General features: G+C 70.4%; 13 protein-coding genes and 1 tRNA gene. 12 read left to right on the top strand and 2 right to left on the bottom strand.

Translation table 11 applies throughout. The features are described from left to right. Positions 1-38: 38 nt before the first annotated feature. The 10 genes from AOJ26_RS12835 to AOJ26_RS12880 all read left to right on the top strand — a co-directional run bounded on the left by AOJ26_RS12835 (position 39) and on the right by AOJ26_RS12880 (position 10,081). The gene (locus tag AOJ26_RS12835; protein WP_053848387.1) at positions 39-1,007 is read left to right on the top strand and encodes a complex I subunit 1/NuoH family protein; all 969 of its coding nucleotides are present in this window, start codon (positions 39-41) and stop codon (positions 1,005-1,007) included. 2 nt (positions 1,008-1,009) lie between these two features. Beyond that, positions 1,010-1,597 (top strand): NuoI/complex I 23 kDa subunit family protein, encoded by a 588-nt coding sequence (locus AOJ26_RS12840; RefSeq protein ID WP_053848388.1) that lies wholly within the window; start codon positions 1,010-1,012, stop codon positions 1,595-1,597. Further along, positions 1,594-2,376, top strand: a complete 783-nt coding sequence (locus tag AOJ26_RS12845; RefSeq protein WP_053848389.1) for an NADH-quinone oxidoreductase subunit J — start codon at positions 1,594-1,596, stop codon at positions 2,374-2,376. The genes AOJ26_RS12840 and AOJ26_RS12845 overlap by 4 nt, the downstream gene beginning before the upstream one ends. Next, a complete protein-coding gene (gene nuoK / locus AOJ26_RS12850; protein ID WP_053848390.1) occupies positions 2,376-2,786 on the top strand; it encodes an NADH-quinone oxidoreductase subunit NuoK in 411 nt (136 codons plus the stop codon). The genes AOJ26_RS12845 and nuoK overlap by 1 nt, the downstream gene beginning before the upstream one ends. After that, positions 2,783-4,777, top strand: a complete 1,995-nt coding sequence (locus tag AOJ26_RS12855; RefSeq protein ID WP_053848391.1) for an NADH-quinone oxidoreductase subunit L — start codon at positions 2,783-2,785, stop codon at positions 4,775-4,777. The genes nuoK and AOJ26_RS12855 overlap by 4 nt, the downstream gene beginning before the upstream one ends. Before the next feature lie 6 nt (positions 4,778-4,783). Further along, complete coding sequence (locus AOJ26_RS12860; protein ID WP_053848392.1) at positions 4,784-6,358, top strand: NADH-quinone oxidoreductase subunit M; 1,575 nt, start codon at positions 4,784-4,786, stop codon at positions 6,356-6,358. Continuing rightward, positions 6,355-7,914 carry an NADH-quinone oxidoreductase subunit N gene (locus AOJ26_RS12865; protein ID WP_053848393.1) on the top strand — a complete coding sequence of 520 codons (1,560 nt, stop codon included), beginning with the start codon at positions 6,355-6,357 and terminating at the stop codon, positions 7,912-7,914. The genes AOJ26_RS12860 and AOJ26_RS12865 overlap by 4 nt, the downstream gene beginning before the upstream one ends. Before the next feature lie 214 nt (positions 7,915-8,128). Continuing rightward, entirely contained in the window at positions 8,129-8,992 is an 864-nt protein-coding gene (gene htpX / locus AOJ26_RS12870; RefSeq protein ID WP_053848394.1) for a zinc metalloprotease HtpX, read from the top strand. After that, positions 8,989-9,381 (top strand): YccF domain-containing protein, encoded by a 393-nt coding sequence (locus AOJ26_RS12875; protein WP_053848395.1) that lies wholly within the window; start codon positions 8,989-8,991, stop codon positions 9,379-9,381. The genes htpX and AOJ26_RS12875 overlap by 4 nt, the downstream gene beginning before the upstream one ends. A 130-nt stretch (positions 9,382-9,511) precedes the next feature. After that, positions 9,512-10,081, top strand: a complete 570-nt coding sequence (locus tag AOJ26_RS12880; protein WP_053848396.1) for an SMI1/KNR4 family protein — start codon at positions 9,512-9,514, stop codon at positions 10,079-10,081. Between the two features lie 70 nt (positions 10,082-10,151). On the opposite strand, the gene AOJ26_RS12885 is transcribed toward AOJ26_RS12880, so the two are convergent. Next, positions 10,152-11,396, bottom strand: coding sequence for an APC family permease (locus tag AOJ26_RS12885; RefSeq protein ID WP_053848397.1), 1,245 nt, complete (start codon positions 11,394-11,396; stop codon positions 10,152-10,154). A gap of 213 nt (positions 11,397-11,609) precedes the next feature. Between AOJ26_RS12885 and AOJ26_RS12890 the strand changes: the two genes are divergently transcribed. Next, the gene (locus AOJ26_RS12890; protein WP_053848398.1) at positions 11,610-11,876 is read left to right on the top strand and encodes a GlsB/YeaQ/YmgE family stress response membrane protein; all 267 of its coding nucleotides are present in this window, start codon (positions 11,610-11,612) and stop codon (positions 11,874-11,876) included. Between the two features lie 111 nt (positions 11,877-11,987). On the opposite strand, the gene AOJ26_RS12895 is transcribed toward AOJ26_RS12890, so the two are convergent. After that, positions 11,988-12,476: a YajQ family cyclic di-GMP-binding protein gene (locus AOJ26_RS12895; RefSeq protein WP_053848399.1), complete on the bottom strand. Its 489-nt coding sequence runs from the start codon at positions 12,474-12,476 to the stop codon at positions 11,988-11,990. Between the two features lie 235 nt (positions 12,477-12,711). On the opposite strand from AOJ26_RS12895, the gene AOJ26_RS12900 reads away from it, so the two are divergent. After that, positions 12,712-12,793, top strand: a tRNA-Tyr gene (locus AOJ26_RS12900). The last annotated feature ends 390 nt before the right edge of the window (positions 12,794-13,183 follow it).

Here is a 13,183-nt window from a genome sequence, read left to right on the forward strand (position 1 = left end):
ACCCCCGACAACCCCGGCAACCCCGCAGGAGGCCCGCAGTGAACGACGCTCTCGACGTCGCCCTGCGACTCCTGATCGTCTTCGTCGTCTTCCTCACCTTCCCCCTGATCATCGGTCAGACCGAGCACAAGGTGATGGCCCACATGCAGGGCCGGCTGGGCCCGATGTACGCCGGCGGCTTCCACGGCTGGGCCCAACTCGTCGCGGACGGCGTGAAGTTCGCCCAGAAGGAAGACGTCGTCCCGGCGGGCGCGGACCGCCGTGTCTTCCAACTCGCCCCCGCCGTCGCCCTCCTGCCCTACCTGGTCGTCCTCCTCGCGATCCCGATCGGCCCCGGCGAGGGCGCCGTCGGCGAGGTGGTCGACGCCGGCGTGTTCTTCGTGCTCGCCGTGATGGGCGTGGGCGTCCTCGGCTCCCTGATGGCCGGCTGGGCCTCCGCCAACAAGTTCTCCCTCCTCGGGGGCCTGCGCACCGCCGCACAGCTCCTCGCCTACGAACTCCCGATGCTCCTCACCGCCGCCTCGGTGGCGATGGCGGCCGGAACCGTCTCCCTCCCCGGCATCCTCGACGCCTTCGAGTGGTGGTGGCTGCCCTGGCAGATCGTCGGCGCGATCGTCTTCTTCGTGGCCGGACTCGCCGAACTCCAGCGCCCTCCCTTCGACATGCCGGTCGCCGACTCGGAGATCATCTTCGGCGCCTACACCGAGTACACCGGCCTGCGTTTCGCCCTGTTCCTCCTCGCCGAGTACGCCGGGATCGTCGTCCTGTGCGGGCTGACCACCGTCCTCTTCCTGGGCGGCTGGCACGGCCCCTGGGGCGCCGACGGTCTCGGCTGGGTCTGGACCCTCCTCAAGACGGCCTTGCTCGCCTTCGTCGTCATCTGGCTCCGCGTGACCTACCCCCGTCTGCGCGAGGACCAGCTCCAGAAACTCTCCTGGACCCTCCTCGTCCCCCTCTCCCTCGCCCAGATCGCCCTCACCGGCATCGTCAAGGTGGTGATCCAGTAACCATGGCCCCCATTCCTGGCTCGGGCCTGGCCAAGGGCCTGGCCGTCACCCTGCGCACGATGACGAAGAAGTCCGTCACCGAGCAGTACCCCGACGCCCAGCCCGACCTCCCGCCCCGCACCCGCGGTGTGATCGGCCTGTTCGAGGAGAACTGCACGGTCTGCATGCTCTGCGCCCGTGAGTGCCCCGACTGGTGCATCTACATCGACTCCCACAAGGAGACGGTCCCGGCGGCGGCCCCCGGCGGCCGCGAGCGCAGCCGTAACGTCCTCGACCGCTTCGCCATCGACTTCTCCCTCTGCATGTACTGCGGTATCTGCATCGAGGTGTGTCCTTTCGACGCGCTGTTCTGGTCCCCGGAGTTCGAGTACGCCGAGACCGACATCCGCGAGCTCACCCACGAGCGGGACAAGCTCCGGGAGTGGATGTGGACCGTCCCGGCCCCGCCGGCCCTCGACCCCGGTGCCGAGGAAGCGAAGGAGATCGCCACCGCCCGCAAGACCGCCGAGAAGCTGGCGGCCACCCAGGCCGCCCAGGCCACTCAGGCCGAGCCGACCGCGCCGGCCGATTCCCAGGGGGACGAGTCGTGACCCTCGCTCAGGAGACCCACGGCTTCCTCTCCCCGACCGGCGTCGAGATCGCCTTCCTGCTCGTCGGCCTGGTCACCTTCGGCGCCGCGATCGTCACCGTCACCACCAGGCAACTGGTGCACGCCGCCCTGTGGCTGGTGGTGGCCCTCGGCGGCCTGGCCGTCGAATACCTCCTGCTCACCGCCGAGTTCATCGCCTGGGTGCAGGTCCTCATCTACGTCGGTTCCGTCGTCGTCCTCCTTCTGTTCGGTCTGATGCTCACCAGGGCCCCCATCGGCCGCTCCCCGGACGCGGACTCGGGCAACCGCTGGGCCGCCCTCGTCGTGGCCCTCGCGGCAGCGGCCGCTCTGGTCTGGGTGGTCGCCGACGCCTTCCGCACCACCTGGATCGACCTCGACGGGCCCGCCGTCGGCTCCACCGAGGTCACCGGCGCGAGCCTCTTCCAGAACTGGGTCCTCCCCTTCGAGGCCCTCTCCGTCCTGCTCCTCGCGGCACTGGTCGGCGCGATCGTCCTGTCCCGCAAGGCGAAGGCGGAGTCGAGCTCTCCCCCTGTGAACTCCCGGGCCGGGACCGGTGGTTCCCCATCCGTCCCGGATTCCCGTAATCACCCGATCGGGCGAAATGTGCCAGTCGCGGGAACGAAGACGTCCAACGAAACAGAGACGCCCAGGGGAACCGAGACGTCCAAGGGAAGCGAGACGCCCGACGAAACAGCCGCGTCCAAGCGAACGGCCTCCGCCGAAGGAACCGAGTCGGCCGAGCAGGAAGGCGCCCGCTGATGCACCTCGCCTATCCCGCCGTACTCTCCGCCCTCCTCTTCTGCACCGGCCTCTACGGCGTCCTCGCCCGTCGCAACGCGATCCTCGTCCTGATGTCGGTCGAGCTGATGCTCAACGCCGTCAACCTGAACCTGGTCGCCTTCGACGTCTGGCTCAGCAGGACCGCCGAGGAGACCCTGCACTCCGGACAGGCCCTCACCCTGTTCACCATCGCCATCGCCGCCGCGGAGATCGGCATCGGCCTCGCGATCGTCCTCGCCGTCCACCGCAACCGCGGCACCGCCGACATCGACAGACTGCGCGACACGGCCGAGGGCCTCGACGACCCTGACGACTCCGACAGCGAAGCCCGCCCGGCCGAGCAGGCCGCACGATCCGGGCGGACCGGGAAGGCTGAGGCCACCGCGTGACCACGACCACCCTCGCCGTCCTCGTCCCCGTCCTCCCTTTCCTGGGCGCCGCGGCCGGCCTGCTCCTGGGCCGCACGGCCCCCGGCTTCGTCCGCCCGCTCGCCGTCCTGCCTCCCCTGGCCGCACTCGCGCTCGCCGCGGTGGTCGCCGTGCGCCAGGGCGGCGACCAGACGGTGAACGCCGCCACCGAACTCACCCCGACCGGCTCGGTCCCGATCGAGCTCGCCCTGCACATCGACGGCTTCGCCGCCCTCGTCGCCGTCCTGGTCGGCTTCGTCGCCACCTGCGTGCAGATCTACTCGACGGGCTATCTGCGCGACGACCCGCGCTACCCCTCGTACGCCGCTCTCGTCTCCCTCTTCACCTCCGCGATGCTGCTCGTCGTCTACTCCGGCGACCTGATCGTGCTGCTGGTCGGCTGGGAGATCATGGGCATCTGCTCGTACTTCCTGGTCGGCCACTACTGGGAGACCCCGGAGGCTCGCGCGGCCTCCCTCAAGGCCTTCCTGGTGACCAAGCTCGGTGACGTCCCCTTCCTGATCGGCCTGTTCGCACTGGCCACGGACGCCGGCTCGTTCCGGATCACCAAGGTCCTCGACGCCGTCGCGCACGACGGACTCGACCATCCGACCCTGATCGCCCTGCTCCTCCTCGCGGGCGTGGCCGGCAAGTCGGCGCAGTTCCCCCTGCACACCTGGCTCCCCGACGCCATGGCCGGCCCCACCCCCGTCTCCGCGCTGATCCACGCCGCGACGATGGTCGCCGCCGGTGTCTACTTCATCGCCCGTCTCCTCCCCGTCTTCGAGGCCTCCCGGGCCGCGATGGTGGCCCTCGCCGTCATGGCCGCCGTCACGATGCTCGGCTCCGGTCTCGCCGCGCTCGCCCAGGACGACATCAAGCGCGTCCTCGCCTACTCGACGATCGGCCAGCTCGGCTACATGACCGGCGCCCTCGCCGTCGGTGATCGCGGTGCCGCCGTCTTCCACCTCCTGTCCCACGGCGCCTTCAAGGCGCTGCTGTTCCTCGCGGCCGGCGTGATCATCCACGCCGCCGGCACCAACTCACTGGCCGCCATGTCCCGCATGAAGGACCTGCGCGCCCGCGTCCCGGACGCCTTCTGGACGATGACCGTGGCGCTCCTCGCGCTCGCCGCGATCCCGCCCTTCAGCGGCTTCTTCTCCAAGGAGTCCGTCCTCGGCGCCGCCGAGCACGTCGCCACCGGCCACACCGAGCACGCTCCCGGCGCCGCAGGATGGATCACCCTGGTCGCCGGTCTCGTCACGGCCCTGCTCACCGCCGCGTACGCGACCCGCCTGTGGCTTCTCGCCTTCAACGGACGGGGCGCCGAAGCCCCCGACCACGGCCGCCAGCCACTGACGATGAACGTCGTCCTGTGGGTCCTCGCGGCTCCCTCCCTCGCCCTCGGTGCGTTCGCCTACCGCGTGCTGCCCGACTGGTTCGACGGCCGTGACCTCACCCCGACCCTCACCACGTCCGTCGTCGGCACCGGCGCGGCCCTGATCGGCGGCATCGTCACGTACGCGGCCTGGCGGCACACCGGCACGGCCGCGGCCCGGGTCCCGCTCGGCGCGGTCGCCGCCCACCCCGAGGGCGACGCCGGCCTGGTCGAGGCCGAGGCCATCGCCACCCACGAGCCCGCCTACGGAGACGTGGCCTACGCGCCCGACCCCGCGGACCCCGGACGGCTGCTGCTCGGCCCGCTGCACCGCCCCGCGGCCGCCGGCTTCCACCTGGACGCCCTGTACACGGCCCTCTTCGTCCGCCCGGTCCGAGCCGGAGCCGGTCTCGTCCGGTTCCTGGACCGCGAGGTCGTCGAGGCCTACGTACGCGGCGCGGGAGCACTGCCCCGCTGGCTGGGCAGCGCCGTACGACGCGCCCAGACCGGCAATCTCCAGACCTATGTGAGCGCGCTGCTCGCCGGCACCGTCGTCCTCGCGGTCGCCGTCGTCCTCGTCGCCACGGGAGCGTGAGCAGGCGTGATCGATATCAACGAGTCCGTGATGCAGTTCCTTCTGGCGTTGGTCGTGGCCGGCCCGCTCCTCGGCGCCGTCACGGCCCTGCTGCCCGCCCCGCCCGGACTGAAGGGGAAGTCACCCGAACAGGCCGTACTGCGGCACGGCGTGACCGTCACCGGCGTGATCCTCATCGCCGCGATCGCCCTCGCGCTCGGCTTCGACCACGACCATCCGTCGAAGATGCAGGCCACGACCGACATCAGCTGGATCCCCGCACTCGACGTGCGCATCCACCTCGGCATCGACGGCATCTCCCTCCCCCTTCTGGTCCTGACCGCGCTGCTGACCTTCCTCTGCGCGCTCTACTCCTATTTCAAGATGCCTGCGGGCCCCTCCCCGAAGGCCTTCGTCGCACTGCTGCTCGTCCTCGAGTCCGGCACTCTCGCGACCTTCGCCGTCCTCGATCTGCTGCTGTTCTTCCTCGCGTTCGAGACGGTGCTCATCCCGATGTACTTCCTCATCGCCCGCTGGGGCGGCGCGGACCGCCAGGCCGCCGCCTGGCGCTTCATCCTCTACACCCTGCTGGGCTCGGTCGTCATGCTGCTCGGCCTGCTCCTGATCGGGATCAAGGCGGGCACATTCGACATGGTGGCACTCGCCACTGACAACGGCCGGTCACTGACCGCGTCCGTGCAGGTCATCGCCGTTCTGGCGATCGGGATCGGACTCGCGGTCAAGACCCCGATGTGGCCCCTGCACAGTTGGCTGCCCGACGCCCACACCGCCGCCCCGACCGTCGGCTCGGTCCTGCTCGCCGGCGTCCTGCTGAAGATGGGCACGTACGGGTTCGTCCGCATCCTGCTGCCGATCGCGCCCGACGGCTTCCGGGACTTCGCGCCCTACCTCGCCGCGTTCGCCGTCGTCGGGATCATCTACGGTTCCCTGGCCTGCCTCGCCCTCGCCAAGCGGGGCGCGAAGGGCGACCTCAAGCGCCTCATCGCCTACTCCTCCGTCGGCCACATGGGCTTCGTCCTCCTCGGCATCGCCACCATGACCCCGACCGGCGTGAACGGCGCCCTGTTCGCCAACATCGCCCACGGCCTCATCACCGGCCTGCTGTTCTTCCTCGTCGGCGCCCTGAAGGACCGCACCGGCACCACCGATCTCGACACCCTGGCCGAGGAGACCGGCGCCGCCCTGTACGGCAAGGCCCCCCGCCTCGGTGGCCTGCTGGCCTTCGGCGCGGTCGCCTCGCTGGGCCTGCCCGGCCTGGCCGGGTTCTGGGGCGAGATGCTGGCGCTCTTCGGAGCGTTCGAACCCGCCGACGGCCTCAGCCGCCCCGCCTTCCTCACCTTCATGGCGATCGGCGCGTTCGGAACCCTCCTCACGGCCGCGTACATGCTCGTCGTGGTCCGCCGCGTCTGCATGGGCTCCGTACCCCAGGACGCCCCTCGGCTCGCCGACGTCCACACATACGAATTCGCGGCATGGACGCCGCTCGTCGCCCTCACCGTCGTGGCGGGCCTGTGGCCGAAGGCTCTCCTCGGTCTCACCGACCCGGCCGTCCAGCAGCTCCTCGCAGGAGGCAACCGATGAGCACCCTGGCCGCCATCGCCCCGCCATCGGCTTCGGCCGAGCCGCTGACCACGACAGCCGCGAACCTCGTCCAGTCCGTCGACTGGCTCGCGATCGCCCCGCCGACCGTCGCAGCGGTCGTCGGACTCGTCGTCCTGGTCGCCGACCTGTTCGTCGGCGACCAGAAGAAGGTCCTGCTCGGGTGGGTCTCGGTCGCCGGCCTGGCCGCCTCCGCGCTCCTCCTGCTGCCTCTCCTGGACGGCGACCGCAGCACCTTCTGCCTGACCGGCGACGACGGCGTCTGCAGCTACACCGCCGACCGCTTCACGCTCGTCATCCAGTTCCTCGTCCTCGGCGGCGCCCTCCTGGCCGCCCTCCTGTCGGTCACCACCCTCAAGGACGCCGACAAGAAGCTGCCCGAAGGGGAGTACTGGTTCCTGCTGCTCTCCTCAGCCGCCGGCGCCGCCCTCCTGCCGGCCTCCCGGGACCTGGCCACCCTGATCGTCGCCCTCGAAGTCGCATCCCTGCCCGTCTTCGCCCTCGTCGGCATCCGGCACGGCGACAGGAAGTCCTCCGAAGCGGCCCTGAAGTTCTTCCTGTCCTCGGTCACCGCGACCGCCGTCAGCCTCATGGGCATCAGCTTCGTGTACGCCTCCACGGGCACCCTCTACCTCACCCAGGTCGCGGACCGCATCCAGCACGTCGACGGGCAGCTCCACACCCTCGCCCAGACCGGCGTCGTCCTCACCCTGGTCGGCTTCGCCTTCAAGACCGCCGCCGTGCCCTTCCACTTCTGGGTCCCCGACACCTACGTGGGCGCGCCGCTCCCGATCGCCGCCTACCTGTCGGTCGTCGGCAAGGCGGTCGGCTTCTCCGGCCTGATCCTCGTCACCGTCGTCGCCCTGCCGTCGTACGCCGACGTCTGGGGCCCGGCCCTCGCCGCGCTGGCCGCCCTCACCATGACCGTCGGCAACGTCGGCGCCCTGCGACAGCAGGCCACGCGCGCGTACAGCGCGGTACGGCTGCTCGCCTGGTCCTCCGTCGGCCAGGCCGGCTATCTCCTCGTCCCGATCGCCGCCGCCGCGTACTCCGACGACGCCGAGCGGTCCGTCGGCTCCACCGTCGCCTACGCCCTGATGTACGCCGCCGTGAACCTCGGCGCCTTCGCGGTGGCCGCGCTGGTGGGCCGTACGAAGGCCGCGAACCGCATCGCCGACTACCGCGGCCTGTACGCCACCAACCCGCTCGCCGCGCTTCTGCTGGCCTTCTTCCTGCTCTGCCTGGCGGGACTGCCGCCGGGCATCATCGGCCTCTTCGCCAAGGTCACCGTCTTCTCGGCGGCCGTCGACGCGGGGCTCGGCTGGCTCGCCGTGGTGATGGCCGTCAACGTCGTGATCGCGCTCTTCTACTACCTCCAGTGGACGACCCTGCTGTTCCGGGCCCCGGAGGGCGAACCCGCCGCGCACCGCGTCCCCGCCCCCCTCACGATCGCCCTCGCGCTGACCGGAGTACTCGGCGTCGCCCTCTCGGGCGCACCCCAACTCGTGCTGCGCTTCGCCGGCACCGGACTCTTCTGAACCGCCCCTGCCCGAACCCGAACCGCCTCCCCGAGGCCGTCACCCGGACGGCCCACCTGCGCCTACGTGCGCACAAGGGAACTAGTGGCCTTCGCCTGGCGTTGAGCAAGACGGGAAGGTCCACTGGACGTGACACCACGGACCGGTGGCACCGGAAGACATCGGAGACCAGCAAGCAAAGGGTTCCCCTGCTGCACCACTTGGAGGGCGTACCGTGCACCGCCGGCACAACGGGCTCAGGACCGCAGTCCTCCTCGGGGGACTGTCCGCACTCATCATCGTCATCGGCAGCTTCTTCGGCCGCATGGGGCTGGTGGTGGCCGTCCTGATCGCGCTGGGCACCAACGCGTACGCGTACTGGAACAGCGACAAGCTGGCTCTACGCGCGATGCGTGCCCGCCCGGTGAGCGAGTTCGAGGCGCCGGCCCTGTACCGCATGGTCCGCGAACTCTCCACGCAGGCCCGGCAGCCCATGCCGCGCCTGTACATCTCGCCGACCGAGGCACCCAACGCCTTCGCGACCGGCCGCAATCCGCGCAACGCCGCCGTGTGCTGCACCGACGGCATCCTGCGCATGCTGGACGAGCGCGAACTGCGCGGTGTCATCGGCCACGAGCTCAGCCATGTCTACAACCGCGACATCCTGATCTCGTCCGTCGCCGGCGCCCTCGCCTCCGTGATCATGTTCCTGGTCAACTTCGCCTGGCTCATCCCGATCGGACGCTCCGACGACGATGACGGTCCGGGCCTCCTCGGCATGCTGATGATCATGATCCTCGGACCGCTGGCGGCCACCCTCATCCAGATGGCCATCAGCCGCTCCAGGGAGTACGAGGCGGACGCGTCCGGTGCCCAGCTCACCGGTGATCCCCTCGCGCTCGCCAGCGCCCTGCGCAAGCTCGACATGGGCACCAAGCAGCTGCCGTTGCCGCCCGAGCCGCGCATCGAGACCGCGAGTCACATGATGATCGCCAACCCGTTCCGCCCCGGCCAGGGACTGTCCAAGATGTTCTCGACGCACCCGCCGATGGCGGAGCGCATCGCCCGGCTCGAGAAGATGGCAGGTCGCCCCCAGTGAAAACCGTCCTGAACGTCATTTGGCTCGTCCTGAGCGGCTTCTGGCTGTTCCTCGCCTACCTGGCCGCGGGCGCGCTGCTCTGCATCACGATCATCGGCATCCCGTTCGGCATAGCGGCCTTCCGCATCGGCGTCTACGCCCTGTGGCCCTTCGGGTACACCACGATCGAGCGCCGCGACGCGGGCGCGCCCTCCTGCGTCGGCAACGTCCTGTGGCTGGTCCTCGCCGGCTGGTGGCTCGCCCTGGGCCACATCGCCACGGGCCTCGTCCTGTGCATCACGATCATCGGCATCCCGTTCGGCATCGCCAACTTCAAGCTGATCCCCGTGTCCCTGTTCCCCCTGGGCCGCGAGATCGTCCCCACGGACGAGCCGTTCGCGACCCGCTGACGGCTGGTCGGGGGAGCACGGCGCCGCGACATCAGCCCCTTCTGAGCCGAGGCCGGCACGGAGTTTTCCACAACCCGGAGGTTGTCCACAGGCCTGCCCCGCTGTCAGTGCCGCGCTGCATCATGAATGCATGACCGAGAGCGAGCAGTTGCTGGCACGGGTGGCGGACAAGGCCCGCAACACCCGCCCTTGGGGCTGGCCTTCCCTGCCCGAGCCGGTGGACCCGACCACCCTGGCCCGCGCCGAGGCCGCGTTGGGCTTCCGCCTGCCCCCGCTGCTCGCCGAGCTCTACCTGCGGATAGGGGACGGTGGATTCGGCCCGGAGTACGGCCTGTTGCCCCTGCTCGACAGCGCTCCGGCAGGTGAGCCCGCAGCCGTCGTGCAGTACCTGGCCAACCGCAAGAGCGGCCGCAAGGACCCCGACTGGCCCTGGCCCGAGGGCGTCCTGCCGATATCCCACTGGGGTTGTGCGATGTACGCCTGCGTGGACTGCCACAGCCCGGAAGCCCCCGTCCTCCTCTTCGAGCCGAACGCCGGCGACGGCGACCACGCCTGGTTCGTGGACGCCCCCACTCTCACGGACTGGCTGCGAGCCTGGGTCGACGGCACGGGCTGGTACGAGGAGATGAACGAGGAGCTGGAGATGGCTCCTTGGGCGGAGTTCCGGATACGCACGGCACCGCCGACCCACGCGACCTGACGCACCCTTCCGGGACACCCACCGGCCGGCCCACCGCCCCGCCAACCCGCTGACGTATCGCCCGACTGACCTACTGTCCCGCCCACCGTTTCCGTACCGCGTACGCCACCACTCCGACCGCCAGCACCCCCGCGCCCACGACCACGGAGACCACCGGCAACGCGAACGCCAGCACCACACAGCCGATCAGCCCCACCGCCGGCACCACCCGGGCCGCCGGAGCCGAACCGAGCGTCCAGGCCGACGCGTTGGCCACCGCGTAGTACGCGAGCACACCGAAGGAGGAGAAACCGATCGCGCCCCGGACGTCCACCGTGGCGGCGAGGACCGCGACCACCGCACCCACAGCCAGCTCGGCCCGGTGCGGCACCTGGAAACGGGGATGCACGGCGGACAGCGCACCCGGCAGGTGCCGGTCCCGGGCCATCGCCAGCGTCGTCCGGGAGACGCCCAGGATCAGGGCGAGCAGCGAGCCGAGCGCGGCCACGGCGGCACCCACCCGCACCACCGGCACGAGCCCCGGCATCCCGGCCGCCCGCACCGCCTCGGCCAGCGGCGCGTCCGCACGCCCCAGAGCACCGGCGCCCAGCACGGAAAGGACAGCCACCGCCACACCCGCGTACACCACCAGCGTGATGCCCAGGGCCAGGGGGATCGCGCGGGGGATGGTGCGCGCGGGGTCCCGTACCTCCTCACCGAGGGTCGCGATACGCGCGTACCCCGCGAACGCGAAGAACAGCAGACCGGCGGCCTGCAGCACCCCGCCGACGCCGCCGGAGACGCCCGAGTCCAGCCGTCCGGCCTCCGCGGCCCCGGACCCGAGACACACGACCACCACGGAAGCGAGGACAGCGAGGACCACCGCCACGATCGCCCGGGTCAGCCAGGCCGACTTCTGGATCCCGCCGTAGTTCACCGCGGTCAGCGCCACCACGGCCGCGACGGCCACGGCATGGGCCTGCCCCGGCCACACGTACGCGCCCACCGTCAGCGCCATCGCCGCACAGGAGGCCGTCTTCCCGACCACGAACGCCCAGCCCGCGAGATAACCCCAGAACGGCCCCAACCGCTCCCGCCCGTACACATACGTGCCGCCGGAGGCCGGGTAGAGGGCGGCCAGCCGTGCGGAGGAGGTGGCGTTGCAGTAGGCGACCACGGCGGCGACCGCGAGTCCGAGCAGGAGCCAGGATCCGGCCGCGCGCGCAGCCGGCCCGAGGGCGGCGAAGATCCCCGCGCCGATCATCGAGCCGAGCCCGATGACGACCGCGTCCCCCACCCCCAGCGTGCGCCGCAGTTCGGCACCGGAATGCGTCATGAGCCGCACCCTACTGATCCCCTGCAACCGAGGAATGCGCCCCTGACGTCCTCTTCGGCAACAGGACGCGAACACCCGCTCGACGAACACCGCACACCGGGCCGCACGTGAAGGACGTACGGCCCACGCGCACGAGCGCTCGTCCGGTCTGCCGGGACACGGATCACAGTTCCCGGACAGCGCGGACACAGCGCGGAAGGGCAGGTTCAGGGCATGAGCATCATCGGCTGGATCATCCTCGGGCTGTTGGCCGGAGCCATCGCCAAGTTCCTGCTGCCGGGCCGGGACCCGGGCGGCTTGGTCGGGACCACCCTCATCGGCGTCGCGGGCGCGTTCATCGGCGGCTGGATATCGGCCCGCTGGCTGGACCACCCGGTCAGCAAGAGCTTCTACGACGGACCCACCTGGGCGGCCGCGATCGGCGGCTCCCTGGTGCTCCTGATCGCCTACCGTCTCCTGTTCGGCAACTCCCGCGACTGACCCCGGACCGCAGCCAGCAGGCGAGAAGGGTGGGCACCGGCCAGGTGCCCACCCTTCCTCGTGCATCGGTGCTGATCGGTGCCGATCGCTGCCGACCAGTGAGTCAGCGGCTCACCGGTAGTTCACGAACTGGATCGCGAAGTCGAAGTCCTTGCCCTTCAGCAGGGCGATGACGGACTGCAGGTCGTCACGGCTCTTCGAGCTGACCCGCAGTTCGTCGCCCTGGACCTGGGCCTTCACGCCCTTGGGGCCCTCGTCACGGATGATCTTCGCGACCTTCTTGGCGTTCTCCTGGGAGATGCCCTCCTCGATCGACGCGAAGATCTTGTACTCCTTGCCGGAGAGCTGCGGCTCGCCCGCGTCGAGCGCCTTCAGCGAGATCCCGCGCTTGATCAGCTTGGACTGGAAGACGTCGAGGACGGCGTTGACGCGGTCCTCGGAGTTCGCCTCCATCAGGATCTTGTCGCCGGACCACGAGATCGAGGCACCCACGCCCTTGAAGTCGTAGCGCTGGGAGATCTCCTTGGCGGCCTGGTTGAGGGCGTTGTCGACCTCCTGCCGCTCGACCTTCGAGACGATGTCGAAACTGGAGTCGGCCATGTCCTGTGGCTCCTTGTATCGGGGTGCGTATCGGCGTGCGTACGGATGCGTATCGGCGTACGTGGGGGCGGGCGCCGAGCCCGGCGTGAACCCGGGCCGCATCCGCCCAAGCCTAGTCACCCCATGCCCTCCGGGCGCAGATCAATCGGGTGGCGAAGCACCCCTCGGCATCGGGTATTGTTTACGTCGTTGCCACGGAGCACCGCCGAAAGACGGTTCGAAGGGCAGCAACCCCGGCGGTGTGCCCGAGCGGCCAAAGGGAGCAGACTGTAAATCTGCCGGCTCAGCCTTCCCAGGTTCGAATCCTGGCGCCGCCACGCTGAGAAAGAAACCCCCTCCGAACTGCGGAAACGCAGGGCGGAGGGGGTTTCTTCGTGTTCGGGTACTCCCGTGCCGCGCGGCGAACCCGGGGCAACGATGCGGGGCAGGGTGTTCTGTTTCACTGCCCGCTGCGGAGGAGTCAGGACACGTGTGCGGATGCGTCCCGCAGGGCCGTGCACGTGAGGGGGTAGCGGCCTGCCCAGATCCGGCGCCCCGTGCATCCTCGGTGCCCCTCCGCCCCCGGCGCAGTACCCGTCCTCGGCGCCGTACCCGTACCCGTACCCGTCCCCGGCGCCCAATCCCGAGCCGATGTCCCGTGACCCGTGACCCGTGACCCGTAAGCAGCGTGCCGAGACCCGACGGCCGGCCCCCCACGGCCCCCGCCC

Source organism: Streptomyces sp. NRRL B-24085 (assembly GCF_001282115.1).
In the GTDB taxonomy this organism is placed as follows: domain Bacteria; phylum Actinomycetota; class Actinomycetes; order Streptomycetales; family Streptomycetaceae; genus Streptomyces.